This is a genomic window from Paenibacillus sp. HGH0039 (genome assembly GCF_000411255.1).
Classification (GTDB): Bacteria; Bacillota; Bacilli; order Paenibacillales; family NBRC-103111; genus Paenibacillus_F.
Map to the genome: position 1 here is coordinate 1,328,623 of NZ_KE150413.1, position 26,397 is coordinate 1,355,019.

General features: G+C 54.2%; 30 protein-coding genes, 1 tRNA gene and 1 pseudogene. 22 read left to right on the forward strand and 10 right to left on the reverse strand.

What is annotated here, in order from left to right; genetic code table 11:
• Positions 1-47 precede the first annotated feature (47 nt).
• From polA to HMPREF1207_RS20360, 5 genes are all read left to right on the forward strand, one after another.
• The gene (polA, locus tag HMPREF1207_RS20340) at positions 48-2,714 is read left to right on the forward strand and encodes a DNA polymerase I (protein WP_016423943.1); all 2,667 of its coding nucleotides are present in this window, start codon (positions 48-50) and stop codon (positions 2,712-2,714) included.
• A 40-nt stretch (positions 2,715-2,754) separates the two neighbouring features.
• Positions 2,755-3,615, forward strand: a complete 861-nt coding sequence (mutM, locus tag HMPREF1207_RS20345; protein ID WP_009671479.1) for a DNA-formamidopyrimidine glycosylase — start codon at positions 2,755-2,757, stop codon at positions 3,613-3,615.
• 63 nt (positions 3,616-3,678) lie between these two features.
• The gene (locus HMPREF1207_RS20350) at positions 3,679-4,446 is read left to right on the forward strand and encodes an MntP/YtaF family protein (protein WP_009671481.1); all 768 of its coding nucleotides are present in this window, start codon (positions 3,679-3,681) and stop codon (positions 4,444-4,446) included.
• A 44-nt stretch (positions 4,447-4,490) separates the two neighbouring features.
• On the forward strand, positions 4,491-5,084 hold the full coding sequence (coaE, locus tag HMPREF1207_RS20355; RefSeq protein ID WP_009671475.1) for a dephospho-CoA kinase: 594 nt from the start codon (positions 4,491-4,493) through the stop codon (positions 5,082-5,084).
• Positions 5,084-5,662 carry a lytic transglycosylase domain-containing protein gene (locus HMPREF1207_RS20360; RefSeq protein ID WP_009671476.1) on the forward strand — a complete coding sequence of 193 codons (579 nt, stop codon included), beginning with the start codon at positions 5,084-5,086 and terminating at the stop codon, positions 5,660-5,662. Before coaE ends, HMPREF1207_RS20360 begins: the two co-directional genes overlap by 1 nt.
• A gap of 72 nt (positions 5,663-5,734) precedes the next feature.
• Here HMPREF1207_RS20360 and HMPREF1207_RS20365 read toward each other — a convergent pair whose 3' ends face one another.
• Positions 5,735-5,965 (reverse strand): alpha/beta-type small acid-soluble spore protein, encoded by a 231-nt coding sequence (locus tag HMPREF1207_RS20365; RefSeq protein ID WP_009671472.1) that lies wholly within the window; start codon positions 5,963-5,965, stop codon positions 5,735-5,737.
• Positions 5,966-6,076: 111 nt separating this feature from the next.
• Between HMPREF1207_RS20365 and nrdR the strand changes: the two genes are divergently transcribed.
• From nrdR to HMPREF1207_RS20380, 3 genes are all read left to right on the forward strand, one after another.
• Complete coding sequence (gene nrdR / locus HMPREF1207_RS20370; protein WP_009671464.1) at positions 6,077-6,559, forward strand: transcriptional regulator NrdR; 483 nt, start codon at positions 6,077-6,079, stop codon at positions 6,557-6,559.
• 187 nt (positions 6,560-6,746) lie between these two features.
• Positions 6,747-7,340: a YuzF family protein gene (locus HMPREF1207_RS20375; RefSeq protein WP_009671465.1), complete on the forward strand. Its 594-nt coding sequence runs from the start codon at positions 6,747-6,749 to the stop codon at positions 7,338-7,340.
• A gap of 185 nt (positions 7,341-7,525) precedes the next feature.
• Entirely contained in the window at positions 7,526-8,173 is a 648-nt protein-coding gene (locus HMPREF1207_RS20380) for an FMN-dependent NADH-azoreductase (protein WP_009671455.1), read from the forward strand.
• Between the two features lie 98 nt (positions 8,174-8,271).
• Here the strand turns inward: HMPREF1207_RS20380 and HMPREF1207_RS20385 are convergent, their stop codons facing one another.
• Positions 8,272-8,724 carry a DUF441 domain-containing protein gene (locus HMPREF1207_RS20385; protein WP_009671456.1) on the reverse strand — a complete coding sequence of 151 codons (453 nt, stop codon included), beginning with the start codon at positions 8,722-8,724 and terminating at the stop codon, positions 8,272-8,274.
• Between the two features lie 192 nt (positions 8,725-8,916).
• Here HMPREF1207_RS20385 and HMPREF1207_RS20390 point away from each other — a divergent pair, with 192 nt between their 5' ends.
• Entirely contained in the window at positions 8,917-9,252 is a 336-nt protein-coding gene (locus HMPREF1207_RS20390; RefSeq protein WP_009671482.1) for a ribosomal protein L7/L12, read from the forward strand.
• A gap of 93 nt (positions 9,253-9,345) precedes the next feature.
• On the opposite strand, the gene HMPREF1207_RS20395 is transcribed toward HMPREF1207_RS20390, so the two are convergent.
• The 3 genes from HMPREF1207_RS20395 to HMPREF1207_RS20405 form a co-directional block, all read right to left on the reverse strand.
• A complete protein-coding gene (locus HMPREF1207_RS20395; protein WP_009671471.1) occupies positions 9,346-11,298 on the reverse strand; it encodes an AraC family transcriptional regulator in 1,953 nt (650 codons plus the stop codon).
• 286 nt (positions 11,299-11,584) lie between these two features.
• Positions 11,585-12,247, reverse strand: coding sequence for a FusB/FusC family EF-G-binding protein (locus tag HMPREF1207_RS20400; RefSeq protein ID WP_009671473.1), 663 nt, complete (start codon positions 12,245-12,247; stop codon positions 11,585-11,587).
• Positions 12,248-12,555: 308 nt separating this feature from the next.
• Positions 12,556-12,990 (reverse strand): Lrp/AsnC family transcriptional regulator, encoded by a 435-nt coding sequence (locus HMPREF1207_RS20405; RefSeq protein ID WP_009671469.1) that lies wholly within the window; start codon positions 12,988-12,990, stop codon positions 12,556-12,558.
• A gap of 147 nt (positions 12,991-13,137) precedes the next feature.
• Between HMPREF1207_RS20405 and HMPREF1207_RS20410 the strand changes: the two genes are divergently transcribed.
• Together HMPREF1207_RS20410 and HMPREF1207_RS20415 are read left to right on the forward strand one after the other, a co-directional pair.
• Complete coding sequence (locus HMPREF1207_RS20410) at positions 13,138-14,139, forward strand: oxidoreductase (protein WP_009671458.1); 1,002 nt, start codon at positions 13,138-13,140, stop codon at positions 14,137-14,139.
• A gap of 91 nt (positions 14,140-14,230) precedes the next feature.
• Positions 14,231-14,629, forward strand: a pseudogene (locus HMPREF1207_RS20415) (Rpn family recombination-promoting nuclease/putative transposase); the annotation flags it as partial.
• 185 nt (positions 14,630-14,814) lie between these two features.
• On the opposite strand, the gene HMPREF1207_RS20420 reads toward HMPREF1207_RS20415, so the two are convergent.
• Positions 14,815-15,534, reverse strand: coding sequence for an SDR family NAD(P)-dependent oxidoreductase (locus HMPREF1207_RS20420; protein ID WP_016423945.1), 720 nt, complete (start codon positions 15,532-15,534; stop codon positions 14,815-14,817).
• 576 nt (positions 15,535-16,110) lie between these two features.
• Positions 16,111-16,183: transfer RNA gene (locus HMPREF1207_RS20425), tRNA-Ala, on the reverse strand.
• 191 nt (positions 16,184-16,374) lie between these two features.
• Between HMPREF1207_RS20425 and HMPREF1207_RS20430 the strand changes: the two genes are divergently transcribed.
• The 3 genes from HMPREF1207_RS20430 to HMPREF1207_RS20440 all read left to right on the forward strand — a co-directional run bounded on the left by HMPREF1207_RS20430 (position 16,375) and on the right by HMPREF1207_RS20440 (position 17,721).
• A complete protein-coding gene (locus HMPREF1207_RS20430) occupies positions 16,375-16,722 on the forward strand; it encodes a hypothetical protein (protein WP_231392164.1) in 348 nt (115 codons plus the stop codon).
• A gap of 65 nt (positions 16,723-16,787) precedes the next feature.
• Positions 16,788-17,291 carry a VanZ family protein gene (locus tag HMPREF1207_RS20435; protein ID WP_009671477.1) on the forward strand — a complete coding sequence of 168 codons (504 nt, stop codon included), beginning with the start codon at positions 16,788-16,790 and terminating at the stop codon, positions 17,289-17,291.
• A 61-nt stretch (positions 17,292-17,352) separates the two neighbouring features.
• On the forward strand, positions 17,353-17,721 hold the full coding sequence (locus HMPREF1207_RS20440; protein WP_009671474.1) for a hypothetical protein: 369 nt from the start codon (positions 17,353-17,355) through the stop codon (positions 17,719-17,721).
• A gap of 366 nt (positions 17,722-18,087) precedes the next feature.
• Here the strand turns inward: HMPREF1207_RS20440 and HMPREF1207_RS20445 are convergent, their stop codons facing one another.
• A complete protein-coding gene (locus HMPREF1207_RS20445) occupies positions 18,088-18,381 on the reverse strand; it encodes a hypothetical protein (RefSeq protein ID WP_009671468.1) in 294 nt (97 codons plus the stop codon).
• A gap of 205 nt (positions 18,382-18,586) precedes the next feature.
• Between HMPREF1207_RS20445 and HMPREF1207_RS20450 the strand changes: the two genes are divergently transcribed.
• The 4 genes from HMPREF1207_RS20450 to HMPREF1207_RS20460 all read left to right on the forward strand — a co-directional run bounded on the left by HMPREF1207_RS20450 (position 18,587) and on the right by HMPREF1207_RS20460 (position 20,736).
• Positions 18,587-19,252: a tetratricopeptide repeat protein gene (locus HMPREF1207_RS20450; RefSeq protein WP_009671460.1), complete on the forward strand. Its 666-nt coding sequence runs from the start codon at positions 18,587-18,589 to the stop codon at positions 19,250-19,252.
• A 144-nt stretch (positions 19,253-19,396) separates the two neighbouring features.
• The gene (locus tag HMPREF1207_RS29380; RefSeq protein WP_009671483.1) at positions 19,397-19,549 is read left to right on the forward strand and encodes a hypothetical protein; all 153 of its coding nucleotides are present in this window, start codon (positions 19,397-19,399) and stop codon (positions 19,547-19,549) included.
• 5 nt (positions 19,550-19,554) lie between these two features.
• On the forward strand, positions 19,555-19,986 hold the full coding sequence (locus tag HMPREF1207_RS20455) for a DUF86 domain-containing protein (RefSeq protein ID WP_009671461.1): 432 nt from the start codon (positions 19,555-19,557) through the stop codon (positions 19,984-19,986).
• Between the two features lie 111 nt (positions 19,987-20,097).
• Positions 20,098-20,736, forward strand: coding sequence for a helix-turn-helix transcriptional regulator (locus HMPREF1207_RS20460; protein WP_009671457.1), 639 nt, complete (start codon positions 20,098-20,100; stop codon positions 20,734-20,736).
• Between the two features lie 315 nt (positions 20,737-21,051).
• Here HMPREF1207_RS20460 and HMPREF1207_RS20465 read toward each other — a convergent pair whose 3' ends face one another.
• Positions 21,052-21,837, reverse strand: a complete 786-nt coding sequence (locus HMPREF1207_RS20465) for an MBL fold metallo-hydrolase (protein WP_009671480.1) — start codon at positions 21,835-21,837, stop codon at positions 21,052-21,054.
• Positions 21,825-22,484, reverse strand: coding sequence for a bifunctional 4-hydroxy-2-oxoglutarate aldolase/2-dehydro-3-deoxy-phosphogluconate aldolase (locus tag HMPREF1207_RS20470; protein ID WP_009671470.1), 660 nt, complete (start codon positions 22,482-22,484; stop codon positions 21,825-21,827). The genes HMPREF1207_RS20465 and HMPREF1207_RS20470 overlap by 13 nt, the downstream gene beginning before the upstream one ends.
• Before the next feature lie 190 nt (positions 22,485-22,674).
• Between HMPREF1207_RS20470 and selD the strand changes: the two genes are divergently transcribed.
• The 4 genes from selD (at position 22,675) to HMPREF1207_RS20490 (ending at position 26,364) form a co-directional block, all read left to right on the forward strand.
• Positions 22,675-23,736: a selenide, water dikinase SelD gene (gene selD, locus HMPREF1207_RS20475; RefSeq protein ID WP_036740239.1), complete on the forward strand. Its 1,062-nt coding sequence runs from the start codon at positions 22,675-22,677 to the stop codon at positions 23,734-23,736.
• Positions 23,737-23,775: 39 nt separating this feature from the next.
• Positions 23,776-24,846, forward strand: a complete 1,071-nt coding sequence (gene mnmH / locus HMPREF1207_RS20480; RefSeq protein ID WP_009676718.1) for a tRNA 2-selenouridine(34) synthase MnmH — start codon at positions 23,776-23,778, stop codon at positions 24,844-24,846.
• Positions 24,847-25,037: 191 nt separating this feature from the next.
• Positions 25,038-25,559 carry a DUF948 domain-containing protein gene (locus tag HMPREF1207_RS20485; RefSeq protein WP_009676711.1) on the forward strand — a complete coding sequence of 174 codons (522 nt, stop codon included), beginning with the start codon at positions 25,038-25,040 and terminating at the stop codon, positions 25,557-25,559.
• A 463-nt stretch (positions 25,560-26,022) separates the two neighbouring features.
• Positions 26,023-26,364, forward strand: a complete 342-nt coding sequence (locus HMPREF1207_RS20490) for a YtxH domain-containing protein (protein WP_009676731.1) — start codon at positions 26,023-26,025, stop codon at positions 26,362-26,364.
• The last annotated feature ends 33 nt before the right edge of the window (positions 26,365-26,397 follow it).

Sequence of the window (26,397 nt, forward strand, 5' to 3'; positions counted from 1 at the left end):
CAGCCTGTGCTATCATGAACGTATATGTCCAAAATTCGGGGTGTAAGATGGAAAAATTGATCGTTATTGATGGAAATAGTATTGCGAGCCGCGCCTTTTACGCGCTGCCTCTGCTGAGCAATTCCGCCGGTCTTCATACGAACGCCGTTTACGGATTCACGACCATGCTCCTCAGACTGATTGAAGAAGAAAAACCGACTCATTTTCTCGTGGCTTTCGACGCGGGCAAAGTGACGTTCCGACATAAAGATTACACGGAATACAAAGGCGGACGAGCCAAAACCCCGCCGGAGCTGTCCGAGCAGTTTCCACTTATTAAAGAGCTGATGAGCGCTTTCGGCATCCGCCAGTTCGAGCTGGAAGGCTATGAAGCGGACGATATCATCGGCACGCTGACCAAATCGGCGGAGCAGGAAGGCAAGGACGTGCTGGTCGTTACCGGCGACAAGGATATGCTGCAGCTCGTATCGGACCGTGTGACGGTTGCCCTGACCCGCAAAGGCATCAGTGAAGTGGACCGTTACGATCCGGCCGAGATCCAAGCGAAGTACGGCCTCGTTCCGGCCCAGATTATCGACCTCAAGGGTCTGATGGGCGACTCTTCCGACAATATTCCGGGCATTCCCGGAGTAGGCGAGAAAACGGCCCTGAAACTGCTGCACGAGTACGGTTCCGTCGAGTCCGTGCTGGAGCATGCGGACGAGATGAAAGGCAAGATGAAGGAAAAGGTCCGCGACCATGCGGATTCCGCGCGGATGAGCAAGGAAATCGCGACCATTTACCGCGAAGTGCCGATGGATACGGACTGGAGCAGCCTCGCCTTCTCCGGCTTCGAAACGCCTGAGCTTGCGGCCATGTTCCGCAAGCTGGAGTTCAAGTCGCTGCTCGAGAGGCTGGACTTCTCCGGCGCGGGGGGAACGGACTCCCCCGAAGGGGCGGAGCCCGGCCCCGCGGAAGAGCTGGTTGTCCGCCTGATCGACGCGGACAACATCACGGACCTGACCGGCGCGCTGAAAGACGTAAGCGCGCTGCACGTGGAGGCCGTGGGGGACAATGCCCACACGGCCGAGCTGGTCGGGGCGGCTTTCCACACGCCGGAAGCGGGCTACTACGTGCCCGCGGGCGTGCTGACCGCTCCCGGAGCGGAAGCGCTTCACGCCTGGCTGGCGGACGAGCGTGCTCCGAAGAGCACGTGGGACCGCCACCGCGCGGAGCTGGTGCTCGCCTGGAACGGCATCACGCTGGCCGGCGTGGCGTTCGACGTCATGCTCGCGGCGTATCTGCTCGATCCGACGGAGTCGTCGCTTACGCTCAGCGGCATCGCGGATAAGTACGGCGCGCTTCATGTAGCACCGGATGAAGCGGTCTTCGGCAAAGGCGCGAAGTTCCGCCTGCCGGAGACCGAGGCCGTCGCGGAGCATCTCGTCCGCAAGGCCGACCGCATCTCCCGCCTGGACGTCTCGCTGCGCGAGAAGCTGGAGCAGGCGGATATGAAGCAGCTCTACTACGAGCTGGAGCTTCCGCTCTCGGGTGTGCTCGCGGATATGGAGCTGCGCGGCATCAAGGTCGATACGGCCGGGCTGAGGCAGCTGGGCGATGAACTCGCCGTGCAGATCGAACGGACGATGACGGAGATTTACCGCCACGCCGGAATGGAATTCAATATCAACTCTCCGAAACAGCTGGGAGAAGTGCTGTTCGAGAAGCTTCAGCTTCCCGTCCAGAAGAAAACGAAGACAGGCTACTCTACGGATGCCGAGGTGCTGGAAAAGCTGGCCCCTTACCATGAAATCGTGCAGGGCATTCTCCATTACCGGCAGCTCGCCAAGCTCCAGTCCACGTATGTGGAAGGACTGCTGAAAGAGGTGCGGAAGGAAACAGGCAAGGTTCATACGTACTACAGGCAGACGATCGCGGCCACGGGCCGCCTCAGCAGCCAGTATCCGAACTTGCAGAACATTCCGATCCGGCTGGAGGAAGGGCGTAAAATCCGTAAGGTGTTCGTGCCTTCGGAGCCGGGATGGTCCATTCTGGCCGCGGACTACTCGCAGATCGAGCTTCGGGTGCTCGCTCACATTTCCGGTGACGAGAATCTTAAGGAAGCTTTTACGAATAATATGGATATTCACACGAAAACGGCCATGGATGTATTCGGCGTAGCCGAATCCGAAGTGGACGCGAATATGCGCCGCTCGGCGAAGGCCGTTAACTTCGGCATCGTATACGGGATAAGCGATTACGGGCTCTCCCAGAACCTGGCCATTTCCCGTAAGGAAGCAAGCCAGTTTATCGAGCAGTATTTCGCCGTTTTCCAGGGTGTCCGCCAGTATATGGATGACATAGTGAAACTGGCCCGCGAACAGGGCTACGTCACGACACTGCTGCAGCGGCGCCGGTATTTGCCGGAGATTACCGCTTCTAACTTTAACCTCCGTTCTTTCGCGGAAAGAACGGCGATGAATACGCCGATTCAGGGAACCGCGGCCGATATCATCAAGCTGGCCATGGTGCAAATGGACGAGCGTCTTAAAGCGGAAGGCCTGAAAAGCCGGATGCTTCTTCAAGTACATGATGAACTGATTTTCGAAGTTCCGCCCGACGAGCTTGAAACGATGCGCCGCATCGTGCCCGAGGTCATGGAAGGCGCGCTTGCGCTGGACGTGCCTCTGCTCGCCGAGGTGGATTACGGATCCAACTGGTACGAAGCGAAATAGGGAGATTACGAAAACACAGCATGAACCGAGGTGAAGCGCCATGCCGGAATTACCGGAGGTGGAAACCGTCAGACGGACGCTCAGCCGACTGGTCGTCGGCAAGACGATTCAAGAAGTGGAAGTCCGCCTGAAACGGATTATTCAAAAACCCGAAGAGCCGGAGCTATTCGCCGATCTTCTGGAAGGCCAGACGATACAGGGCGTGAGCCGCAGAGGTAAGTTTCTGCGTTTCCTGCTCGATGACGGCGTGTTAGTCTCCCATCTTCGTATGGAAGGCCGCTACGGCCTCTACGAAGCTTCGGACGAGGTGGAACCTCACACGCATGTGATTTTCCGCTTTACGGACGGAACGGAACTGAGATACCGCGATGTGCGGCAGTTCGGCACGATGCATCTTTTCGCCGGAGAGGAAGATCTGAGCAGCAAGCCGCTTCATAAGCTGGGCATCGAGCCGCTGGACGAGTCTTTTACGTTCGAAGCCTTCCGGCAGGCCATCGGCAAGCGGAGCACGAAGATCAAGCCGCTGCTGCTCAATCAAGCATACATCGTCGGACTCGGTAATATTTATGTAGACGAGGCGCTTTTTCGGGCGGGAATTCATCCCGAGAGGGAGGCGGCTTCGCTGACCCGCCTTGAGCTTCAGAGACTTCACGAAGCGATTGTGCATACCCTCCAAAGCTCGGTCGAGGCCGGGGGCTCTTCCATTAAATCGTACGTAAACGGCCAAGGCGAATCCGGAAATTTCCAGCATTCCCTGAACATTTACGGACGGAACGGCAAACCCTGCGTTAACTGCGGCAGCTTGATCGAGAAAACCGTCGTCGGCGGCCGGGGCACGCATTTCTGCCTGACATGCCAGCCTCTCAAAAGAAAGCGCAGCGCGCCGAAAAATAAGCTTTAGCACAACTCCTCCTACCCTTCCATATGATAAGTGAGTAGAAAATGCAGGTAGGAGGAATGAGGCGTGCTTCCATTTTTTTCTCTGTTGATTCTGGCTCTGGCCGTCAGTTTGGACGGCTTCGGGGTAGGGATGATGTACGGCTTGCGTAAAATCCGTATCCCGCTTCCGTCCCTGGCGATCATTTCCCTGTGCTCGGGAATCATCATTTACATTTCGATGAGTTTTGGAGTGTGGTTGACGCGGTATTTATCCCCGGACTATGCCGGTATGCTCGGTGCGGTCATTCTGATCGGCATCGGAATCTGGGCGCTGGTTCAGTTTCTGGCACAGAAGCAGGGCAATGACGGCGACGGTGATGAAAAGGAACGTACACAGACGGCGAATGCATCGGCGGTACCGGCCGGAACGGCCCGTCTGAAAGCTGTTTTCCAGACGAATCCGGTTGCGGCCCGCCGTCCTGAAGCCACAAGGGCAGAGCCGGAGCGCGAGCCGAGGATGTTTTCGATCGAGATCAAGCGGCTCGGACTCGTGATCCAGATTTTGCGTACGCCTTCCGCAGCCGACGTGGACCGGTCCGGCAATATTTCTTCTTCGGAAGCGACGCTGCTCGGAATCGCGCTGTCCCTTGACGCTTTCGGCGCGGGCATCGGCGCCGCTTTGATCGGGTACACCCCGCTGCTGACATCGGCGGTAATCGCGGTAACGAGCGGGCTGTTTATTTACTTCGGCCTGAAAATCGGCTATACGTATTCCGGGTTCGGCTGGATTCGTAAAGTATCGGTGCTGCCGGGAGTCGTCCTGATCCTGATGGGCATTTCCAAGCTGTTTTAGCTGTTATTCCTTAAAAAATGTGATTGACGTGGGAGTCGAGTGAAATGAATATAGGACTCACGGGAGGTATCGCCTGCGGCAAAAGCACGGTCTCGGCCATGCTTGTCCGCCGCGGTGCGATTCTTATAGACGCCGACCGGATCGCGCGCGAAGTGGTAGAGCCGGGGAGCCCCGTTCTGGCTCAGGTCGCCGCGCATTTCGGACAAGATATGCTGCTGCCGGATGGCTCGCTCCACCGTAAAAGACTGGGCGAGACGGTTTTCGGGAACGAAGAGGCCCGCAAAGCGCTCGAAGATCTTTTGCATCCGTCCATCCGTGCTCTCATGAAAGAAAGAATGGCCGCCGCGGAGCGTGAATTTCCGGACAAGCTTGTCGTGGTGGACGTGCCTTTGCTCTATGAATCGGGACTTCAAAGCATGTTTTCGTCCGTCATGGTCGTTTATGTGCCGAGAGAAGTTCAGCTGAGGAGACTGATGGAGCGGGACGGGCTAAACGCCGAGCAGGCAGAATTCCGGCTTGCGGCCCAGTGGCCCATTGAACGTAAAAAAGAGCTCGCGGATAGTTGTATCGACAATTCGGGGACCCTGGAGCAGACGGAGCAGCTTGTCGAGCGGTTCTGGCTTCAAAGGGGGCTGTAATGAAGCTTCTGCGGAAAAAGCGGGTATTCGCCCTGCTGCTGCTCGGATTTGTGTTTCTTCTGTTCAGCAACGGACTTTTTATCGGGCAGATGATCTATCCCATTCACTATCGTGAAGAAATCCGGCAGAATGCCGCACAGTACCAGGTCGATCCGTTTCTGATTGCGGCTATTATCAAAGTGGAGACGAATTTCAACCACGACCGGGAATCCAAAAAAGGGGCCGTCGGCATTATGCAGCTCATGCCCGATACAGCGGAATGGATTCGGGAAACGTCCAATACGAAATCGGCCGATTTCCGCGATCCGAAACATAATATCCAGCTTGGCTCCTGGTACTTGGCTTGGCTGAACAAGCAGTACAAGGGAAACTGGCTTTATTCCATAGCCGCGTATAACGCGGGTCAGGGAAACGTCAGCAAATGGAAAAACAACGGCGTCTGGGACGGGACGGAAGAAACCATCAAGAAGATCCCGTTCGGCGAAACCCGGCATTATGTACAGAGGGTGCTGTATTATCAGCAGAAATTCAAGAAGCTGTACGGCGAGGAATGGAATCAAAGTGCGGGAAGCAAATAAAGAAGCACCGAACCCGGCGGGTGTAGCCGCCGGATCCGATACTTCCGTGTGTTGCTTGGTTTCCGCTAGAAGTTAGCGGGATTGGCCTTGACCGGCCAGTTGTTGTTCGGCGATTTGCACCAGTCTGCGAGTAATGTGACCCCCGATAGCACCCGTGTCGCGAGTAGCCATGTTACCGTAGTAACCGTCTTGAGGAATCGCAATACCAAGCTCTTGGGCAACTTCATATTTCAGCTGATCCAAAGCTTGGTTAGCTTGTGGAACAACCAGTACGTTGCTGCTGCGAGATTGTCCTGCACCCATTTCTGTTCACCTCCTTGTCGTCGGTAGAACTATTATGTGCGTTTTTGTAAGCTTGATAACAAGCAACATTTGGGAGAAAAAATAAAGAACGGACGAGAGGAGGAATCCCCGATGAAATGCCCGTTTTGCGAGCACAACGGCACGAAAGTACTGGACTCCCGTTCGGCTAACGACAACAAATCGATCCGCCGGCGCAGAGAATGCGAGAAGTGCCAGCGGCGGTTTACGACGTTCGAGATGGTGGAGGAAACGCCTCTTATCGTCATCAAAAAGGACGGCAGTCGCGAGGAATTTAACCGCGACAAGATTTTGCGCGGGTTAATCCGAGCCTGCGAGAAACGTCCGGTGTCCGTGGACCGGCTGGAGCAAATTGTCTCCGAGGTTGAAATGCAGGTCCGCAACATGGCTCACGCGGAAGTGGACAGCATGAGGATCGGAGAAATCGTGATGGAGCAGCTTTACCCGGTCGACGAAGTGGCCTATATCCGCTTTGCGTCGGTGTACAGGCAGTTTAAAGATATCAACATGTTCCTGAAGGAACTGGAGCAAATTTTAGGCAAAACTAATTTGAGCGCATTGAAACCGGACGGTTAGAGGCCGGGACAAGCTTGCAGGGCTTTCTTCTTTAAAAGAGGAAAGCCTTTTTGCCGTATAGCCGGGGGAAAAGGCCCGAATACAGGCATATGCCGCGCAGCCGACGAAAACAGTCGGAAGACAACAGGCATATCTTCGCATCCGCCGCCATATGTTTCAGGGTGGAACGGCCAAAGGAGGCGACGATATGTCGAGTACGCAAGGAAACGGGCAGGGAGTCCCGTGGGGGTTCGGGAAACCCGAAGTTCCCGATTACACGAAAGTGACACAGGGGCAGGCGCAGCTGCCGGGGTCTCCGTTCGGCGGCGGGGTCAATCAACCCCCGGGCAATCAGGGTCAGCCGGCGGGAGGGCTGACCGGCGCTTTTCCGCCGCCGGGAGCTTATCCGGGGAGCTTCGGCTCAGCCGACGGCTGGTCCGGACAGGGGGGCTTCCCTCCCGGTTTTCAACCGGGTGGCGGAGGCTTCGCGCCTTTCCCTCAAGGAGGCTTCGGATCGGTCGGCGGAGGAGCGGAGCCGGGGGGCTACGGCGCCCTTGAGGCGGGCTTCCCTTACGGAGGCGGAGGCGTACCGGTCGCGGTGCCGCAGCCTTTTTTCAGCATCGATCCTTATGTGTATCTGACGCTCAGAACGATTGTCGGCAGAGGCGTCGTGGTAGAAACGGTCCGCGGCAGCAACCGGGGTGTTCTGACGGACGTGAAACCGGATCATGTCGTGGTTCAGGAGGACGGAAAGAAATTTTTTATCCGGACGGCCCAAATCATTTGGGTGATGCCGGAGTAGAACCTTTTCGGAGCCTAAGATCCGCCGGATTCCGGCGGTTTTTTGGTGTGCATCGGATTACGAAAAATTTTTATATAGCAGCTTTACAAAAGAAAGTAACCGTGATAATATACTTACATAAAGTAAGTAATTGAATGCAAGTTAGCTGATATAAATATTCGAAATCTGACTAGGAGGAAATCAAAATGAACAAATTATTATATATCACTGCGAATCCAAGAGGGGTGGACCGTTCTTTCGGTCTTCAGGTCGGGGAGCATTTTCTGGAGGCGGTGTCGAAAGAAAATCCAGATCTTCAAGTGGAACGCGTAGATGTGTACGAAGAGCATATTCCCCTTATTGACGCCGATGTTCTGAACGGCTGGGATAAGCTGCGTGCCGGTGAAGCGCTGAACGAAACGGAAGCGGCTGCCATCAACCGGATGAATGAAGTGCTGGAGCAGTTTTTGTCGGCCGACGGCTACGTATTCGTCACTCCGATGTGGAACCTGAGCTACCCGCCGATGCTGAAAGCTTACATCGACAACATCGCGATTGCGGGAAAAACGTTCCGTTATACCGCAAACGGATCCGAAGGGCTCATGACCGGCAAAAAAGTCGTTCACATCCAGGCGCGCGGAGGCATTTATTCCGAAGGGCCGGCGGCGGACTTTGAATTTACCGACAAATATCTGCGCGGAATTATGGCGTTCATAGGTATCACGGACTACGAGCATGTCTATGTGGAAGGCATCGCGGCTTACCCGGACAAAGCGGAAGAGCTTGTGAAAGGCGCCAAAACAAGAGCTGCGGAAACAGCCGCTCAGTTTGCGAAAACCCCATCGCGAGTATAAACTTACTCCTTGCGGTGTTCCCATATAAACGCAAAAAACTGCCCCTTTCTAAGAGGGCAGTTTTTTGCGTTTGGAGCCGGCGGTTCGACGGTTTTGTCTCAGCCTTTGCCGATGAGAAGAGAGAGCAGACCGGCCGCAATCAGAGGGCCGACGGGAACGCCGCGGAACAGGGCAACACCGAGCACGGTGCCGATAAGCAGTCCGGCTACCACATTCGGCTGGTTCGTCATGAGTAGGGCGCCCCGGCCGCCCAGGTAAGCAACGGTGATGCCGATCAGCACGGCCAAAAGCGATTTCCAGTGCATAAAGGACTGGAAAATGGTCTGGACGGGCATCTTGCCGCTGGCAATCGGCGTCATGACCCCGATGGTCAAAATGACGACGCCGATCGTAAGTCCGTATTTTTCCAAAAAGGGAAAGGCTTGATGTACATTCATCACCCGCAAGAGCAGGAGAACAAGCATGGCAATCGTAACGGTCGAATTGCTGCTGAGCAGCCCGAGAAGGGCCAAACCGAGCAGCAGGATGGAAGGCATGTCCACTTGGACCATCTTCAAATTCCCCTTTAGGTCTTTTTTGTTTCCATTGTAAAGCATTGAAGCCGCGTCAACAAGGAAGGGACCGGTCAGGAGGAATGCCGAAAGCCGAAAGATGCTGTGAGATCCCCTGAGGTGATATGGTATACTTTACATATATATGGGCAGGTGATCCAAAACCGCCCCTGGCGAAAGGAGCACGATTCCATGGAAACGATTGAAATGATAGCGGTCGGGGCTTTGATTCTCGCTCTGCTGCTGCTGATTAAAGTATTCAGCCTTCAAAGCCGGGTCAACGCCATCCAATCCGATCTGGAGTGGCTGAAAGGACGGGCGGAAGGCCAGATGATAAACCGGTTAAAGCCGTCGACGGCCGCCCGATCCGATAAGCCCGCTTCCGAGCAGAGGCCTCTCCTTGACGAAAGAGTGCATCACTTGCTTGCACAAGGCGAAAAAATCAAAGCGATCAAAATAGTGAGAGCGGCACACGGGATCGGATTGAAGGAAGCCAAAGATTATGTGGAGAATCTGGAGCGCGGCTAGCTTACAGTCTTGATCCGCTTGCAGCGCGGCGTGGCGTTTTTTCCCGTAATGGACGGGGACACCAGAAGCCGTAACTTGGGGTCCAGGGGTGGATCAAAATTTTGAAGCATTGTTCAGCAGGCTGTTCGTGACATAATCCAGTTGAGCGCTCAGCGAGTAAAGGTCGGTGTAATAAAACAAGCCGAACGGCGCTTCGATTATACGGCCGGCCTTAACGGCGGGAATTCTGTTCCAGACCGGATGATCCATAAGATTGTCCATTCCTTCCCAGGTGCTGCGCAGCACGAAATCTCCGATATATTGAGGAATCACTTCCAGAGAGACCGTTTCGCTTTCCACGTCTTTGGCAAGATCGATTTTCTTCTGGATGATCTCCGGAGCTTTCATCCCCAAATAATCGTAGACAATTTGAGAACCGCGCCCATAATGCTTGCTTTCAATAACCATCATCCCTTTTCTCTCGCCCTCTACGATGGATACAGTCTTATCCAGAATTCCGGCTGCCTGAAGTTTCTCCCTGCTTGCCTTAACCTTGTCGTTAAACGCCTCCATAAACTGATCGGCTTCTTTCTTTTTGCCGAAAATTTCCCCGAGCTTTTGTATCCGTGCCTCTGTTGTTATCTGGTCTGCAGGGATGAAAACGGTTGGGGCGATATCCTTTAATTTTTTGTAGCTATTTTCAGAGGAGACGATAATCAGATCCGGTTCGAGGGACAACACGGCTTCGGGGTTGGCTTCGTCCCAGTGGCCCAGCGATTGTACACCCTTTAATTGCTCTGAAAAAGCGGCCCCGTCATATATTTCGGATATGCCGACCGGATTGACCCCGAGGGCAACGACATCGCCCAACATGTACAAAACAACCACACGTTTGGGCTCCGCCGGAACGACTACATCTCCTTTAACCGTTGAAACGATGCGAGTCTCCGTACTTATCTTATCGGGATAAGGGGAAGGGGATGCCGATACATTCGTCGTTGATGCAGAGGAATTGGATGCCGGGTTTACCCCTCCCGAGCAAGCGCTAAGCAGTAATGTCAAGCTGATCAGTGTTCCGAGGATCAATGATGATTTTTTAATCCTTTTCATAGTAAGGAAGCCTCCGTCGCTATAGTGGTAATGATTATCATTATCACTATAGCGGCGTAAGTTGAGCAGGCCAATGGACGATCTGGAAATGGCCGATGGATTATCTTGCGGTGCAAGGTTTTCCCGTGCCCGTGCCTGTGCCTGATAACGAGAGGGAGATAGACCCGTGTATTTCTTGAACAGCCGGCTGAAGTAGTACTCGTCTGAATACCCTACGTGTTCCGCAATTACCCCCAAAGTCTCATCTGTCTCCGAGAGCAGCTTCCTGGCTTCGTTAATGCGGTATTGAATCAAATACTCGATCGGACTCGTTCCGGTTTGTTGTTTGAATTTCATGGACAGATAGCGGGGACTGTATTTGTACTGACGGGCAAGGAGATCTAGAGAAATTACCTCATGGTAGTGAGTATGAAGGTACTGAGTTACCATGGACACAAGATCTTTCTGACCGCTGTCGGACTCGGCCGCAATCCTATGCTGCATGACTTCATGAACAAACTGATAAAACATTCCTTTAATTTGTAAATTTCCAAGGCTGCCGGAACTTTTCAATGTCCGCTTCATCGACGACATTAAAATGAACAGGGTACGCGGTTCGTCAGGCTCGAATCCGTACTGGATTTCGAACGGGCTCCTTTGCTCCAGCCAATCCCTTAATTTCCTCCAGTTTGTGAACGCTAGCTTAGCTTTGTAGAAAAGCAGGTAAAATTCAAATTCTTCCTTTGCTTCGATCTCCAAATTCATTCCTTTGGCACCGTGAAGCAAATAATATTGCCGTGTCCGGTGAACGACGCCATCCAACTGAAGATTCGCGGCCCCCCGGGTTCCGTATATATATGCGCTTGCAGGCAGGCGGTAATCCTCCAGCCGTTCTCCCGGATTCATAACCGTGTGTCTGATATCGAAAATTTTAACGGCGGTTTGATTCCATATGGCAACTTGTTCATTGAATTTCATGACGGGTCTCCTCTGAGGCACAGCTTTCCAATAGTATAATTGAAAATGATTCTCAATAAAAGAGGAGAGAGACTTAACTTTCTTACTTATCCGGGTAGCGATGGCGTTCCTGCGAAAGAAACGCCATATTGGCAAGCATTCCGCGGGCTTCGGACCGTTTTTCCTTCCCAAACGCCAAGAGCCCGCCAACAGGGCGGGCTCCGGATGTTTATTCCTTCTTGCGTGTCCTTACGCTTCCTTCAGGACGTTTAAGAACAAGACGATCAAGATGGACAGGAGGACTAGGTTAAGATTCAGTATATCCAACTACCTCACGGACGAATTTGTCGAGGGTAGTGACATTCGTGATGTTCCGGTTGCAGACGATACTGTCCACACACAGGTAGTTCCCGATCGCCTTATAGTAATCGGATGATGCCTTGGCCGGTCTTGATTTCGTGACCGCGGTAAACAGCGCGACTTCTTCGTGCTTGTTGCACAGAAAGCAAACGCCTTTGTTCGCCGGTGTATAACGTCCTTCGATGCCGATCAGTTTCCCGTTCAACGGGTAGACGAGAAACAATTTATTCGCCGCGATGTCGGTCCAGCCCAGATAAGTGACATAGCGGTAGTCGATTTCGGACAGGTCGGGAATCTTCAGTTTCTTATTCTTCGGAAAAAGTTTGGCGAGCTGCTTTCCCGTCAGTGCCGGGAACGGCGCCAAGTAAGATTCCAGCGATTCCGGATAATGCTTGGATTCTTCCGCGGTACGCAATCCTGAAATCTTCTCCAGCAGTGGTTTTTGAAGGTCGTCTGCCTCCGGGAATGCTTCAAGCAGTTTGAATGGAGCGCTGGATTTTACCGATTCCACGACTTTCGGGTCGGAAACGGTTTCGTAGGTTTTCTGAAGCAGAAGACTCTGCTTTTTAATGACATTATATTGATGGTTTCTAATAAATGGTTGTATCATGGCTTTCAGCCCCTTATTTTTTATTCAAGCTAAAAAAATAAGTGCAAAGCCCATTATTAGAAACGATATCAGCTGTTTCGGGCGACTATGTTATCGTGAACCGTCCGCCCATGCAAAGTATCGCCCCATAATCAGGCTTCGCATGAGCCGCTTCTTGTACCGGCAAATTGATTTGCCATTTGTACCGACCTCCTCTTACGCGACCATTATAAAGGAACAGGGGCGTCGCTGCAATGCCGAAAACAGCTATAAAAAAATTTTGCCCGTGTGAAGGCAATCCTTCCTCTTTTCTGGCGTTTAGCGCAGCATCACAGGTCGCTCTTTACTAGACTTTTATCCTCAAATGCGGTCGAAAGCACAATTAAAGTCGTTGAAAATCCGAACGCGTTGCATTCATCGAGAAAACCGGTCAACGATTCCGTCGTTGCGCTTAACACTTTCATTAAAAAGTTGTACTCCCCGCTGATCCGGTAGAGATCGACGATCTCAGGTGACTTTTCGCTGAAAGCGGCGAAGCCTTTGCAATCGGTCGTTTTGAACAAAACAAACGCCGTGGTCTGCTTGCCGAGCTTCGGGGGAGAAAGCTTTGCGCGGTAGCCCGTAATAACTCCCCGCTCTTCTAATTTACGCAGTCTTTCGGTTACGGCCGGCTGTGACATCGCGATCATCCGGCTCATCTCGGAGATGGGGATCCGGGCGTTTTCGTGCATCAAAGATAAAATTTTCGAGTCGATTCTGTCCATAATTGCAAACACCTCATTATTAAAGGGAATAGAAATCATATGACTTCATAATTTAGTTATTCAAACTTTTATTCCTTAATAATACTATGTGATCCGGGTGTATTTCATTATAAAATGTCATTAATCAATCGCGAAGGAGAATGAAGGATGACAAGGACCTTGAATGACCCGATAACTATCGGCGGAATCACGTTAAAAAACCGGCTGATCATGGCGCCGCTGCAGCAGTATAAAGGAACCCCCGAAGCCTTTGCAGCCGGACACCACATCGAGCATTACGGGCGCAGAGCGAAGCATGTGGGACTTATCATTTTGGAATCGACGGCAGTTTCTTCGAATGGAAGACTGTGGGCAAACGATATCGGTATCTATACGGACCGGCACGTGGAGGCGCTGCGGAAAGTGACGGATGCTGTCCATGCGCACGATACCCCGGTCTTTATCCAATTGTCCCACGGGGGAAGAAAATCTTCGCCGGAGGTTACGGCTACATTGGTTGCGCCGAGTGCGATTGCATTCGACGATCAATACGGCATGCCGCAAGAACTGTCGGCAGAGGGCATCCATAACATCATCCGGGAGTACCGTATGGCGGCAAGGCGCAGTGTAGAAGCGGGATTTGACGGAATTGAGCTTCACGCGGCGCACGGGTTTTTGATTCACCAGTTTTTATCGCCTCTGTCGAATGTGCGGACCGATGCTTATGGAGGAAGTTCCGAGAACAGAGCGAGGTTTTTGAAGGAGGTTCTCAGTGCGGTCAGGGGAGAGGTCGGCAGAGACTATCCGGTCATCGTTCGGATTTCGGCCACAGACTACAGCGAAGGGGGACTCATCCCTGAAGAATGGGCACGCATGTTAAAGCCGCTGGAGTCCGAACTGGACGCTATCCATGTGTCTTCGGGCGGGATTCTCCCGGTGCAGCCCAGCGACGTATACACCGCGTATCAACTGCCTCATGCGGCCGCGATCAAGCAGCACTTCGAAATTCCGGTCATTGCCGTCGGAAAGATTTATACCCGGAGTCTTGCCGACCGCATCCTTGAGGACGGATTGGCGGACGTTATCGCGATCGGTCGCCCTCTTTTGGAAGATCCGGATTACGCGGAGGGGTTGTTGATGGTGAGGGAGACGGCCGGGAACGCGGGGTAAGCCGGGTTAAAGGGAGCGATTTCCCGAAAAGGAAGCAAGTTCTTCGAACGTTCCCTAGTTTTGATCACCAAAGCGCTCTACGGAGTGCCTAGAGAAGGCTGCTCCGGTTGAAGGCGGTCTGATCAACTGGCTGTTGTTCTTGAAGGGTGTGGACAAAACTAATTGGGAGGTGCTGAAAATGAATGAACCGACTTTGAAAAAAGCCATGGATACGTTGGAATTTCTGAGCCAGGACCGGGAAGCCCGCCGATTATATGAAGAACGGCAAAAGTATTTACACGATGAAGCTTCCATGATTGAATGGGCGACGGAAAAGGGCATGGCTAAGGGCATGGCCCAAGGTATAGCTAAAGGAATAGCCGAAGGAGAGCAAAAGAAGGCCATCCAAATTGCAAAAAATATGCTTGCCTTGGGGCTTCAGGTTTCAGTCATCGCTCAAGCTAGCGGTCTCTCTGAAGCCGAGGTTGAATCGTTAAAATCGGTACAATAGAGCGGGCTGAGACCCGCTGGATCAAACAATAAAAAGCACTCCAGAGAGTGCTTTTTGTCTTATATGGAGCCTAGGGGGGATGTCCGAATCTTTGATTAAACAGCAGGCGCAGCTAAACTCGGCGCAGCATTCTAGAGGTAGATTCAGACGCCATACTCCTGCACGGAAGTAACTCTGGTGCAGTATTATGCATTCAAATCCGTCATTGCTGGAATATGAATTTCTTTAACACAGGAAACCCTAGAGAGGTTGACGACGCATTTTACAATTGAGACAATATCCTGTACAGGAATTCTTGTGCCGCTATATTCAGCAATCGCTTTGTCCGCACCATCCTCATAAGGAATTTCTGCTGCCAACTCGCCCGGATTCACACAAGTGACCGCAATACCATCCTTACGAACATGCTCTCGCAGTGCATGAGTAATGCCACGCAGACCGAACTTGGAAGCTACAAATGATACCTGGTTGTTATTCGTATGGTCCAGTCCTGCTGTGGAGCCAATTAGAATAATTTTACCCGCTTCTGATTTGCGAAGATTAGGCAGTGCAGCCTGTATGCAGGTAATTGTTGAAGTTATATTCACATTTATAATGTTGGCAATGTCACTCGCCTCATCTTTGTCAAAAGTATATTGAACCTCAAACCCTTCTTTCTCCCAAATTCCTACGTTATAAACTAGAACATCGATCTTCTCCGTTTGAATGCCCTTTGATATGACTTGCGCGGCATCCGGCTGCGCCAGATCTGCAGCAATCCATATCCGCTTTATGCCATCATTAAGATCCAGACTGCCCGGCCTGCTTCTGGAGACAATCCATACTTGATCACCATGTTCAGGCAAACCTTTCACAAATGCATCTCCTAGACCCTTACTCGCCCCAAAAATAAGATAGCTTCTCATACTGTATCCTTTCCCCATGTTAATCATTCTATTTTAATATCATATTCAAGTGTACTATACTAGCTACGGACTCTCCACTGCTCGCAGGATTGATCCAATGTCAAGGTGGAGCCTAGGGGGATATGCCTCGCAAGCACTCGGCTATCCACCAGGGGATGACCAAATCTTGATCTAAACGGCTGACGAAGCTAACTCGGCGCAGCATTCTAGCGGAAGATTCGGACGCCGTGCTCCTCCACGGAAGCAAAGCTACGAAGCGTACTCACTCGTTCCGTGCGCGCGGACTGAACCCCTCGGGGTTCGGCCCCGCTGGCTTAAACAACAAAAAAGCACTCCGAAGAGTGCTTTTTTGTCTTATATGGAGCCTAGGGGGATGTCCAAATCTTGATCTAAACGGCTGACGATGCTAACTCGGCGCAGCATTCTAGCGGAAGATTCGGACGCCGTGCTCCTCCACGAAGTAAAGCTACGAAACGTACTCACTCGTTCCGTGCGCGCGGACTGAACCCCTTGGGGTTCGGCCCCGCTGGCTCAAAAAACAAAAAAGCACTCCGAAGAGTGCTTTTTTGTCTTATATGGAGCCTAGGGGGATCGAACCCCTGACCTCATCGCTGCCAGCGATGCGCTCTCCCAGCTGAGCTAAGGCCCCGTATCATACCCGTGATTTGTATTATACATAGATCTGGGGCTCAAAGCAAGACAAGTCTCATTCCGGCCCAAGACACCCGAAAAAGTACTTTTTTTGACGTATTCACCCGGGGATCTTTGTTGTAAGCGGCTGCGTTTTCATGCTACCCTTAGGTCAGTATGCGTTCCGCCGGAACGTAATTTTTGGCAGGAGTGGTTCTATTGTCGAATAATACGCTCTACTGGGTGTTTACGATTCTGGTATTCGGAATCACGCTGGTCATGGGAATCGTCCTGATGCGGCGCACCCGTAAACTATGGCTTTCCTTTGGAATTTCGACTCTTTTCAATACGGTGATGACGGTTTTGGTCTGCCTCTGGTGGGCCCGTATTACGGATGACGCCTACAGTGTGCTGTTTCATAACGCGTTTTTCCTGCTGGGCTACTTCAATGTCATCATTATCGACTTTTTTGCTCTGGTGAGTATCCAAAGAAAGACATCGGGCGAAGGAGCCAAAAAACGCAAAAAAACATACGAAGAAGAATACGGGGATACCTGATTGTCCGACTGCTCGCAGTTGGGGACAAATTCAGACAGTTCCTGCAAGGAGGCTGGCACAGAGACATGAAGCCCCGTTTACGCACGTATGGCTGGTGGCTGGCCGCGACGCTGGTGTGGATGATATTTATTTTCGCAAAATCCGCCGAGACGTACCAGGAGCAGGATATGCGGCCTTTTTTCCGGGAACTGGTTCAGGAGGATGTGCTCCGGCAGTGGATTCCCCAAGTGGAATTTACTTACGACGGCGGGCTGGTGACGTACAAAAAGCCGTATGATTTCGCCGAATTCATCATCCGTAAAGCTGGCCACGTATCGGAGTTCGCGCTGCTCGCTTTTCTCTGGATCCGCACGCTGCTGGCGATGAAAAGGCCTTTCTGGACCGCATGGCTGGCCGGCGGTTTTCTGGCCGTATTGTATGCCGCATCCGACGAATGGCACCAGAGCTTCGTTCCGGGACGGACAGGACACGCCATTGACGTAGGAATGGACAGCGTGGGCGTGCTGCTGGTCATGGTCGTTTTCGCGGGCATCCGGCTCATCCGGGGCGGGAACGTTCGCAGCCGATAAAATACGCTCCTCCGGGCATACTACCTGCTAAAGGATACGATGCCAAAGACAGGAGAGAGCTATGGATACCTACATCAAGCACGCCAAAGTAACCCGCATTACAAATCACAAAGACGCCCAAGTAGCCGATGTCGAATTTGCGGTAGAGGGCTTTGACAAGCCGCTGCTGGCCAAGTTCGAAAAGCCTCATGGGGCATTATCCTCAGGCAGCGCCGGGGAAGCGTCCTTCAAGCTGGGTCCGGTTTATCGCAACGACGCCGATCTGGCGCTGGATTGGTACAACAACAACTTGCATGACGCGTACGAGGACATTACCGCCGAGCTGCTTTCCAGCTCGACCAACATTTACGAGCTGCAAAAAGACCAGCTGGAAGCGAGGCTGCTGGAGCACGGCGACGTCAAGCGTGAACTCGAGGAAGGGACCTTTTAAACATCTCGGTTGACTCCCCTCAAGGTAATAGAGACGTGCGGAACCCGAGGCTGCGGCGTTTGGACAAACCTGAGGCCGAGGGGATTGGACAAGCTCACGCGCCTCATTCCGGGCCCGAGCCCGAGCAGCTTGAGCCGTTCAGGAGTTGTGCAGCTGCACAACTCCTTTTCACACTGCGCAGTTCCCGAGCGCGGTATGGCCCCGCATGTCGGCGGTCATTCACATACGGATGCCGCATGATGCCCGACTCCCGGCCTCTCCCAGAACCCCGTCCCGTAAAAAAAGATCGCTTTTCCGTCCGGAGGACGAAGAAGCGATCTTTTTAATTCCGACACTCCGAGGGAAAAGGAACCCCTTGGCCGGAGATTACTTAGTCCCTTTTTCCACTTGAACGGGCAATCCGTACTTAGGCGCAACCTGCTGATACCTCTTGTCCACCGTCTGCCAGCGGAACATGCCGATGAAGAACCCGATAAAGCAGAACACGATAAGCCGGATGGGCAGCCAGATCCCGATCAGTTCGCCGGTCAGCGAGTATTCCAGAAGCGAGACGAGAGCGGTCAGGACAAGTCCAACCGGGAGTGCGAAGTTGAGCATGACGTACATACCCGGACCTTTGCGCCGCATAACACTCCATTTACGCGCTTGTTGTTCATTCATATTCAGACCGAAATCCTTTCTGCGTGAGAATGCTGAGTCTAATTATACTAAAAAGGGGCCGGAAGCACATACCTCCTTCAGGAAAAAATGTCCCGGCCTCCGCAGACGGCTGTCACAACAATGTCACACAAACAATTTCATGAGGTTTTTTGGAAATTATGGTACGATAAGTTGCGGAAAGAAAAGGTCGGAAGGAGAGATAGGTTTGCTTGGGAAATTTTTTCTGTTCTCGCTCTTGCTCTATATTACCCGGAGTCCTCTGCTCGCATTGATCATTCTGCTCGTTCTTTTGTATGTCATCGACCGCCGTTTTATCGGTCTTTCACCCAGTCTGCTGCGGCCCTTGAAAAGAAACCGGCGCATCTCGCAGCTGAGGCAGGAGCTGCGCGCGAATCCGCACCACGCTTCCTCGAAGCTGGAACTGGCGCGTCTGCTGATCGACAAACGGAAATACCGCGAGGCGCTTGTCTATTTGCGCGAGGTGGAGCCGGTCATGTCCGAATCGGCGGATGTTTCCTACGAAATCGGCCTGTGTCTGCTGAAAACGGATCAGCTGCAAGAAGGCCTTGCTTACATGACAAAAGCGCTGGAGCTTAACCCCCGCGTCAAATACGGCGATCCCTATCTGCAAATGGGCGAAGCCCTCGCGGAAAGCGAACCCCGGCAAGCCGTGGACATGCTGGAACGTTTCCGCGACGAACAATCTTCTTCGGTGGAAGCTTATTATCGGCTGGGGCTGCTTTACCGCAAGCTCGGCCGTACCGAACAAGCGAAGGAAGCTTTCAGGGAATCCGTCGACGTATACAAATCTCTGCCTAAATACAGCAGGCGTAAACAACGCCGTTGGGCGATCCTCGCCCGGTTTAAGTGACGGTCGGCGTCAAACGCTTGCGAAAGTTGTTGCCCTGAAGCCCGCGGCTTCGCTTGACGGCGGCGCCGGGGGTTGGCTACACTTAGTTGAGAGAAGAAAGCGGCGCAAGCCGACAAGAAAGGTACTGGAACGCAGATGGATCTAATGTACATTGCAGCGGCCGCCGGAGATAGCGGGAAGTCCAAGCTCAGCATGGAATACTTGATGCAGAGCGTACTTCTGGTCATAATCGTCGTGATTATGTTCGTGATTATGCTGGTCTGGTCGAAATGGAGCAAGAAAAGGAGGCGGAAATAACCGCCATGTATTATGTTAATGTGGATCAAATCAAGCAAAGACTCGCTTTCGTACCCGAACTGCTGACAGGCTGCAGCGAGCTGGAGCAGGCATTCTCAAACGGGGACAAGCGCCTGATCACGTACCTGGCCCAGGAGCGTGTTCTTCATCTGGCGATCGAAACCGTCACGGACGTGGGGAGCCTGATCATTGACGGCTTTCTGATGAGAGACGCGAGCAGCTATGAGGACATTATCGACATTTTGGGAACGGAAAAAGTGTTTTCGGAGGAAACGACAGCGGCCTTGCTGTCGCTGGTGAAACTTCGCAGGCCTCTCGTACAGGAGTACGATACGTTTTCCAGAGAAGGGGTTCACCCTCTGCTGAAAGAACTGCCCGCCATTCTCCCGGATTTCACCCGTTCGGTGGAAGCTTTTATCGAAAAAGAAATGATCTGACACTCGGGGAGAGATGCATCCCGGTGTTTTTATACTTTTATGTTTCATAATTTACTTATGCCAAAGGTTACGATACAATGAGACTATCTAGGCATCAGGCAGGTGATTCTCATGTATCGCGACGCAGAGCTGTCGACCCGCAAAATCGTGTTATCTCTGCTCAGGACCCGGGGCCCTCTCAGTGTAGGGGAACTTGCCAAGGAGCTTGGGATTACGGAGATGGCCGTCAGACGCCATTTAAACACGCTGGATCGAGATGGTTTTATCGAATCAAAGCTGGCACGCCAGGCAATGGGCAGGCCTTTGCATATGTATTCGCTCACGAAAGAAGCGGATGATTTATTTCCCAAGAAATACAATGCGCTGACTCTGGATCTTCTGGAGGAGCTGGTTGCGGAAGAAGGCGAAGGGAAGCTGACGCGGCTTTTTCAAAGGCGTAAAGACAAGCTTTCGGAGCGTTACGGCTCCCGGATGGAAGGCAAGTCTTTCCCGGAGAAGGTCGCCGAACTGGCCCGGATTCAGAACGACAACGGCTATATGGTAAGTCTGGAGCAGGGGGAGAACGGGGATTATATTCTGAATGAACATAACTGCCCGATCGCCCAGGTTGCGGACCAATACCAGCAGGCCTGTCAATGTGAGCTTGCCTTGTTCCAGGAACTGCTCGGAACGCCGGTCGAACGCACCGAATGTTTGGCCAAAGGCGGGACTAAGTGCGTGTATCAGATTCGCCGGGCGGAGAGCTTCTGATTTGTAGAACCGGCCGCGTTAAAAACGAAACGAAGAAGCCAGCCTTGTCCTAACGGACGTTGGGGCGGGCTTCTTTGTTTTTGCCTGTATAGAGCTGCCGAAGAACTCGGGGGCGGGGGCTATGCCTAGTGGCATTCCTTCTACTATCGGGTGCCGGTCCGGAATAATCTAACGGGATGAAGCTAGCGGCCAAGCTTCACCGGAGGCTGCGGAGAACACAAAGCTGCGTCGCAGGAGCGGGAGCGGCTGTATAACCGGAACCGGCGGCTCGTGCGACATCGCGCTTCTTATCCCCACGGAGCGCAGAGCCTGTCGTTAGCCGGAATCGCGGGACAGAGCAATGCTCAGCCCGGCCTGAGCGAACCTGACGCCGGAGGGGAGCGCGTAATCCTCCAGCAGGTCGATTCCGTGCGACAGATGCGTGAAAACCGTGCGGGACGGTTTCACTTCCCGCAGCAGCTCAAGCGCTTCCGTCACATCGTAGACGGAGCGGCCGGCCCCTTCCTCCTTGTAGAAGCTCGTGCCGAGCACAAGGAGATCGACATCTCGCATAGGAGCTTTCTCCCGCTCGTCCAAGCCGATGGAATCGGGGCAGTAGACGAAGCTGTAGTCCTCCTTGCGGTCGAACCGCAGGGCAAAGGAAAATCCGTTTGCCCCGTGCGTTACCTTCCACGGGCGGATCTCCCAGCCGCCGAAGGAGAAGCCTTCATCGACCGCGATATAATCGAGATTGCGGTCGATCCAGGGGAAGATGGCGCGGATCCGGTCCACCACCTCCGCGGCGGCATACACTTTGCCGCGGATGCCCAGCCAGCGGCATAAATCGGCGTATTCCGGAAGGCCGCCGATATGGTCGTAATGCGCATGGGTAATGAGCACATGGCGCAGATCTCTAAGGCCGGCCCGCTCCATTTGCAGGCCCCAGTTCGGCCCGCAGTCGAGAAGCAGGCTGCCTTCGGCCGTGCCGGTGTCCAGCAGGGCGGACGAGCGCAGTCTGCGGTTGACGCCGGTTGTGCGGGCTTCCGTGCAGACGCCGCAGTCGCAGTAGGCGCGGGGAACGCCCATCGAGTCGCCGGTGCCGAAGAACGTCAGGACGTCCACGCGGCTTCCCTCCACTCGGATACGGCTCCGGTAAACCGTCGTGCGTTCGCCGTGATTACATCGAAGCGGCCCGCATCAATATCGGCGAGCTTGCACAAGGAGCTGCCTACGCCGGCCGCATAGCAGCCCGCTTGCAGATATTCGCCGATGTTGCCGGCCGTGACGCCGCCGACGGCGACCATAGGCACCCGGTCCAGCGGTCCCATCAATTCGCGTATGTACGTAAGGCCGAGACCGGTGCTCGGGAACACCTTGACGGCCTGCGCGCCGGCTTTCCAGGCCCGGACAATCTCCGTCGGTGTCATCGCGCCGGGGAAGATAGGGATGCCTTGCGAAACCGAATAAGCGATCACGGCCTCGTCGGTGTTCGGAGTGACGAGGAAGGAAGCGCCTGCTTCGGTCGCCTGCCGAGCATCCTCCAGATCCAGAACGGTGCCCGCTCCGATAAACATGCGGCCGCCGAGCCTGCTTCTCAGTTCCCGGATCATGTCCAGTGCCCCGTCCGTATTAAGCGTGACTTCGAGGACGGTAACACCGCCTTCCAGCATCGCTTCCGCCGTGCGGATAATTTGTCCCGGTTTGACGCCCCGGAGGATGGCGATAAGTCGGGTGCGTTCCAGTTCCTGGAGTCCCTGTTCACGTTCCACTATCGTTCACTTCGCTTTCGGTTGTTTAAGCGGGAGAGACTCCCGTATAGCTTCATGTTATCACATGAAAAGGCGCGGCGTCATGACCAACCGGGGGAGGGACGAAGGACAAGATTATTTTAAGAAACCGCAAGCTTGGTATACAATAGAAGAAGCGTGTCAACCATTCTGTGTGAAAAGGGTGAACCCCATGAAAGAAGCTCAACCCGTCAAATTAACTTCCCTCTCCAGTAAAGGAGGCTGCGGCTGTAAAATCGGTCCGGCCGATCTGTCCCAAGTTCTGCGGGGAATGCCCGCTCCGCTGCCGAATCCGAACCTGCTTGTCGGTTTGGATACGAGCGACGATGCGGGTGTATATAAACTGAGCGATGATCTGGCTCTCGTGCAGACCGTCGATTTTTTTACTCCGATTGTAGACGATCCTTATTCTTTCGGCCAGGTTGCGGCAGCGAACGCGATCAGCGATATTTACGCCATGGGCGGCAAACCGCTGACTGTGCTGAACATCGTGGCTTTTCCGATCAAAACGCTCGATAAGCAAGTGCTTACCGATATTTTGAGAGGGGCGGCCGATAAAGTCCAGGAAGCCGGCGCTACGCTTGTGGGGGGCCATTCCATTGACGATAACGAGCCGAAATTCGGCCTTGCCGTAACGGGGCTGATACATCCGGACCGGGTGCGGACCAATGCGGGAGCGAAGCCCGGGGACAAGCTCATCCTGACGAAGCCGATCGGCGTGGGCATTTTGACGACGTCCATCAAAAAGGATCAGCTTAGCGAGGAAGAGGTACAGCGCGTCACGTCGGTGATGGCGACGCTCAACAAAACAGCCGCCGAAGTCATGGACGGCTTCGAGGTGCACGCGTGCACGGACGTTACCGGCTTCGGGCTTCTCGGACACGCGTCCGAGGTTGCCAAAGGCAGCGGCGTTGGCGTGCGTATCGGCGCCAATGACGTGCCGTTTCTTCCGCGCGTGCGCGAGCTGGCCGAGGCCGGCTTCGTACCGGGCGGCACGAAGAACAATTTCGCGCACGTACAGGATACGGTCGATTTCGATCCGTCTATCGATCAAATCGGCCAGTGGATGCTGTGCGACGCGGTGACATCCGGCGGGCTGCTCATTTCGGCTGCGGCTGCGGATGCGGACGAGCTGCTGGCCCGGCTGCTCGCCGCAGGCGTCGAAGCGGCGGTGATCGGCGAAACGACGGCCGATCATCCGGGACGGATTGCCGTCGCGAAAACCATCCGTTAACAGCCCGTTTTCCGGCAAATCAAAGGAGTGTTTGCAGCAATGTTTCGTGATATTACGGTTGAACAGCTGTTAGAGCTGCAGGAGCAGCGGGGCATCCAGCTGATCGATGTGCGCTCGGAGGGAGAATTCGAAGAGTTCACTATCCCTGGAAGCAGAAATATTCCGGTGTTCGACAACGGGGAACGTAAGGAAGTCGGCACCATTTATAAGCAGGTCAGCGTTCAGGCGGCGAAGGAGAAGGGGCTGGAGATTTTTTCGGCCAAGCTGCCGTCATTTATTAAACAATTCGAAGAAATTCCCGGCCAGAAGGCCGTCTTCTGCTGGCGCGGGGGCATGCGGAGCAAAACCGCCGCGACCGTGACATCCCTGATGGGGATTCAGATGTACAGGCTGTCGGGCGGAATCCGTTCTTACCGCAAATGGACGCATGAAAAGCTGGAAACGTTCGAGTTCAAGCCGGTCTGCGTCGTGATCGGCGGTCCGACCGGTTCGGGCAAAACCGAGCTGCTTCAGAAGCTGAAAGAAGCGGGATATCCGGTGCTGGATCTGGAGACGATGGCGCAGCACCGCGGCTCTATTTTCGGCCAGATCGGACTGCGTCCCAGCAATCAGAAGACGTTCGAGTCGAGGCTGGTCCATGAGCTGATGGAAGTCAATGAACAGCCTTTCGTCCTCGTGGAAGCCGAGAGCAAACGCGTCGGGAAGGTCGTCATGCCCGATTTCCTGTTCAATGCCAAGGAAACGGGAATCCCCCTTTTCCTGGACATTCCGATGGAGCGCCGTGTGGCCAATATCGTGGCGGACTACCAGCCGTCTTTGCATAAAGAAGAGTGTATCGATGCGTATCAGCTCATTAAAAAGCGGATTCACTCGCCCATTGCGGCTGCCATCGAGCAGTATTTGAAGGAAGACCGGTTCGGCGAGGCGGTCGCTCTGATGCTGGAGCATTATTACGACCCCCGCTATGCGCATGCGGCGCAGAACTATGAGCAGGAAACCGTTACCCTGCAGGCCGCGGATACGGACGAAGCTTTCCGTCTCGTTACCGCCCAGCTGAAAGAGCGTTTCCCGGGGTATCGCCCTAAAGTTCAGTCATCGAACGCTGTCTGACGATTTGTTTCATGCACCCGTTGCTCCCGTTTTATGCGGGATGGACGGGTGTTTTTACGTTTTTCCCCATTTTTCTTCCGGAAGCTGTGTCAAAAACGGGAGATACGCTTATACTGTATTATCCCCTGGGCATTCGTCTAGAAGACAGACAGCCGCAGCGGGGGCACACTAACAGCGGAGGTGGCGAAAGGATGACGTGGATCGAATTGTCCGCGGTCTGTGCGGCAATCGCGTTTGCGGTCCTGGTCTGGCAGGCGGTGCTGGCCCTTCAGGCGTTCCGGCAATCTCTGATCCGGCTGGAGGAAGCGCTCGGACAGTCCCGGCTGAGACTGGAGGAGACGGCGGACCGGACAGCAGAGCTTCTGCAGGAGACGAGGGAGCTCGCCGCGGAGACACGGTCGCACCTTCGCACCGCCCGGAGTGTTCTGGACGGAGCCGCAAAGTTCGGCGCCGCCCTGCATGAAGGCGCGGAAGCTGTCGGCGGCGCGGCGTCCGCACTGGCGGAGTCGGTTCTGAAGGTACAGCAGGCTGTACATACCCGGCAGAACCGGATTGTGGAAGCAGCCGACTGGACGGCAGCGGGAATCGAGCTGTGGCGCCGGTGGCAGAACAGCAGGAACGAAGCCGCAGCCGGGTCCTCCGCACCATCGCCGGATTCAGGCGCTCCGTCCCCGGACCCTCGGGGAAAAGGCGTTTCCCCGGGTGGTCTGTAAAGGCGGCAGAACCGCGGATACGGGCAGCCCGAAGCTGCAAGGCGGTTGCCGCGTGCCGGAAGCTGAAAGTCATAGGCCCGCCCGGAGGCCCGAAGGCTCGAAGGCGGAAGGCCCGGGCTGAAGGTTGAAGTGTCGTGAGCCGTGTGCCGTGTGCTGGGAGCCCTGAGCCGTGAGCCAAGAGCCAAGTGCTGTGCGCTGTGGCCGAAAGCCAAGTGCCGTGCCCCGTGAGCCGTGCGCCTAAAGCGTACACCGTACGCCGTAAGGCGTAAGCAAGAGAACGGAAGCTGAAGGTTGAAGCCGTGAGCCGCAGACCAAAGCCGCCGGGCCACCGACGTATCGCCCCCGCTGACGCAAGGGCTAGGCTGCCGATCGGCAGAGAGCGGATGCACCGGAAGGCCGGACTGCCGGATAACGTTTCTCGCGGTCCGGAAAGACCCCACCAATTTTAAAGGAGAGATGGTAAATGGCTAACTCGACAAGAACGAAAGATCTGGTATTCGGAGCGTTGTTCGGAAGTGTTGTGGGCGCGGTGACGGCGCTGCTATTCGCTCCCAAGTCGGGCAAGGAGCTGCGTTCGGATATTGCCGTGCAGGCGGCCAATGTGTCGGAGAAAACGCAGGAAATCGCACGCACCGTAGGGGAGAAGACGTCTGAGCTGGTCGGCAAAGCGAAAGAAGTTACGCTCAACGCCACGGAAGGAATCCGCTCTTTTAAAAGCGGTGAAGGCCAAATTCCCGGCAAGCTGGCGGCAGAGGAAATTGCGGCTTCCGAGGCGGCGCAGGATCTGGTCATTCTCGGGAAATAAAAAAAGCAAAAGAACAGCGGCGGCCCGCTAACG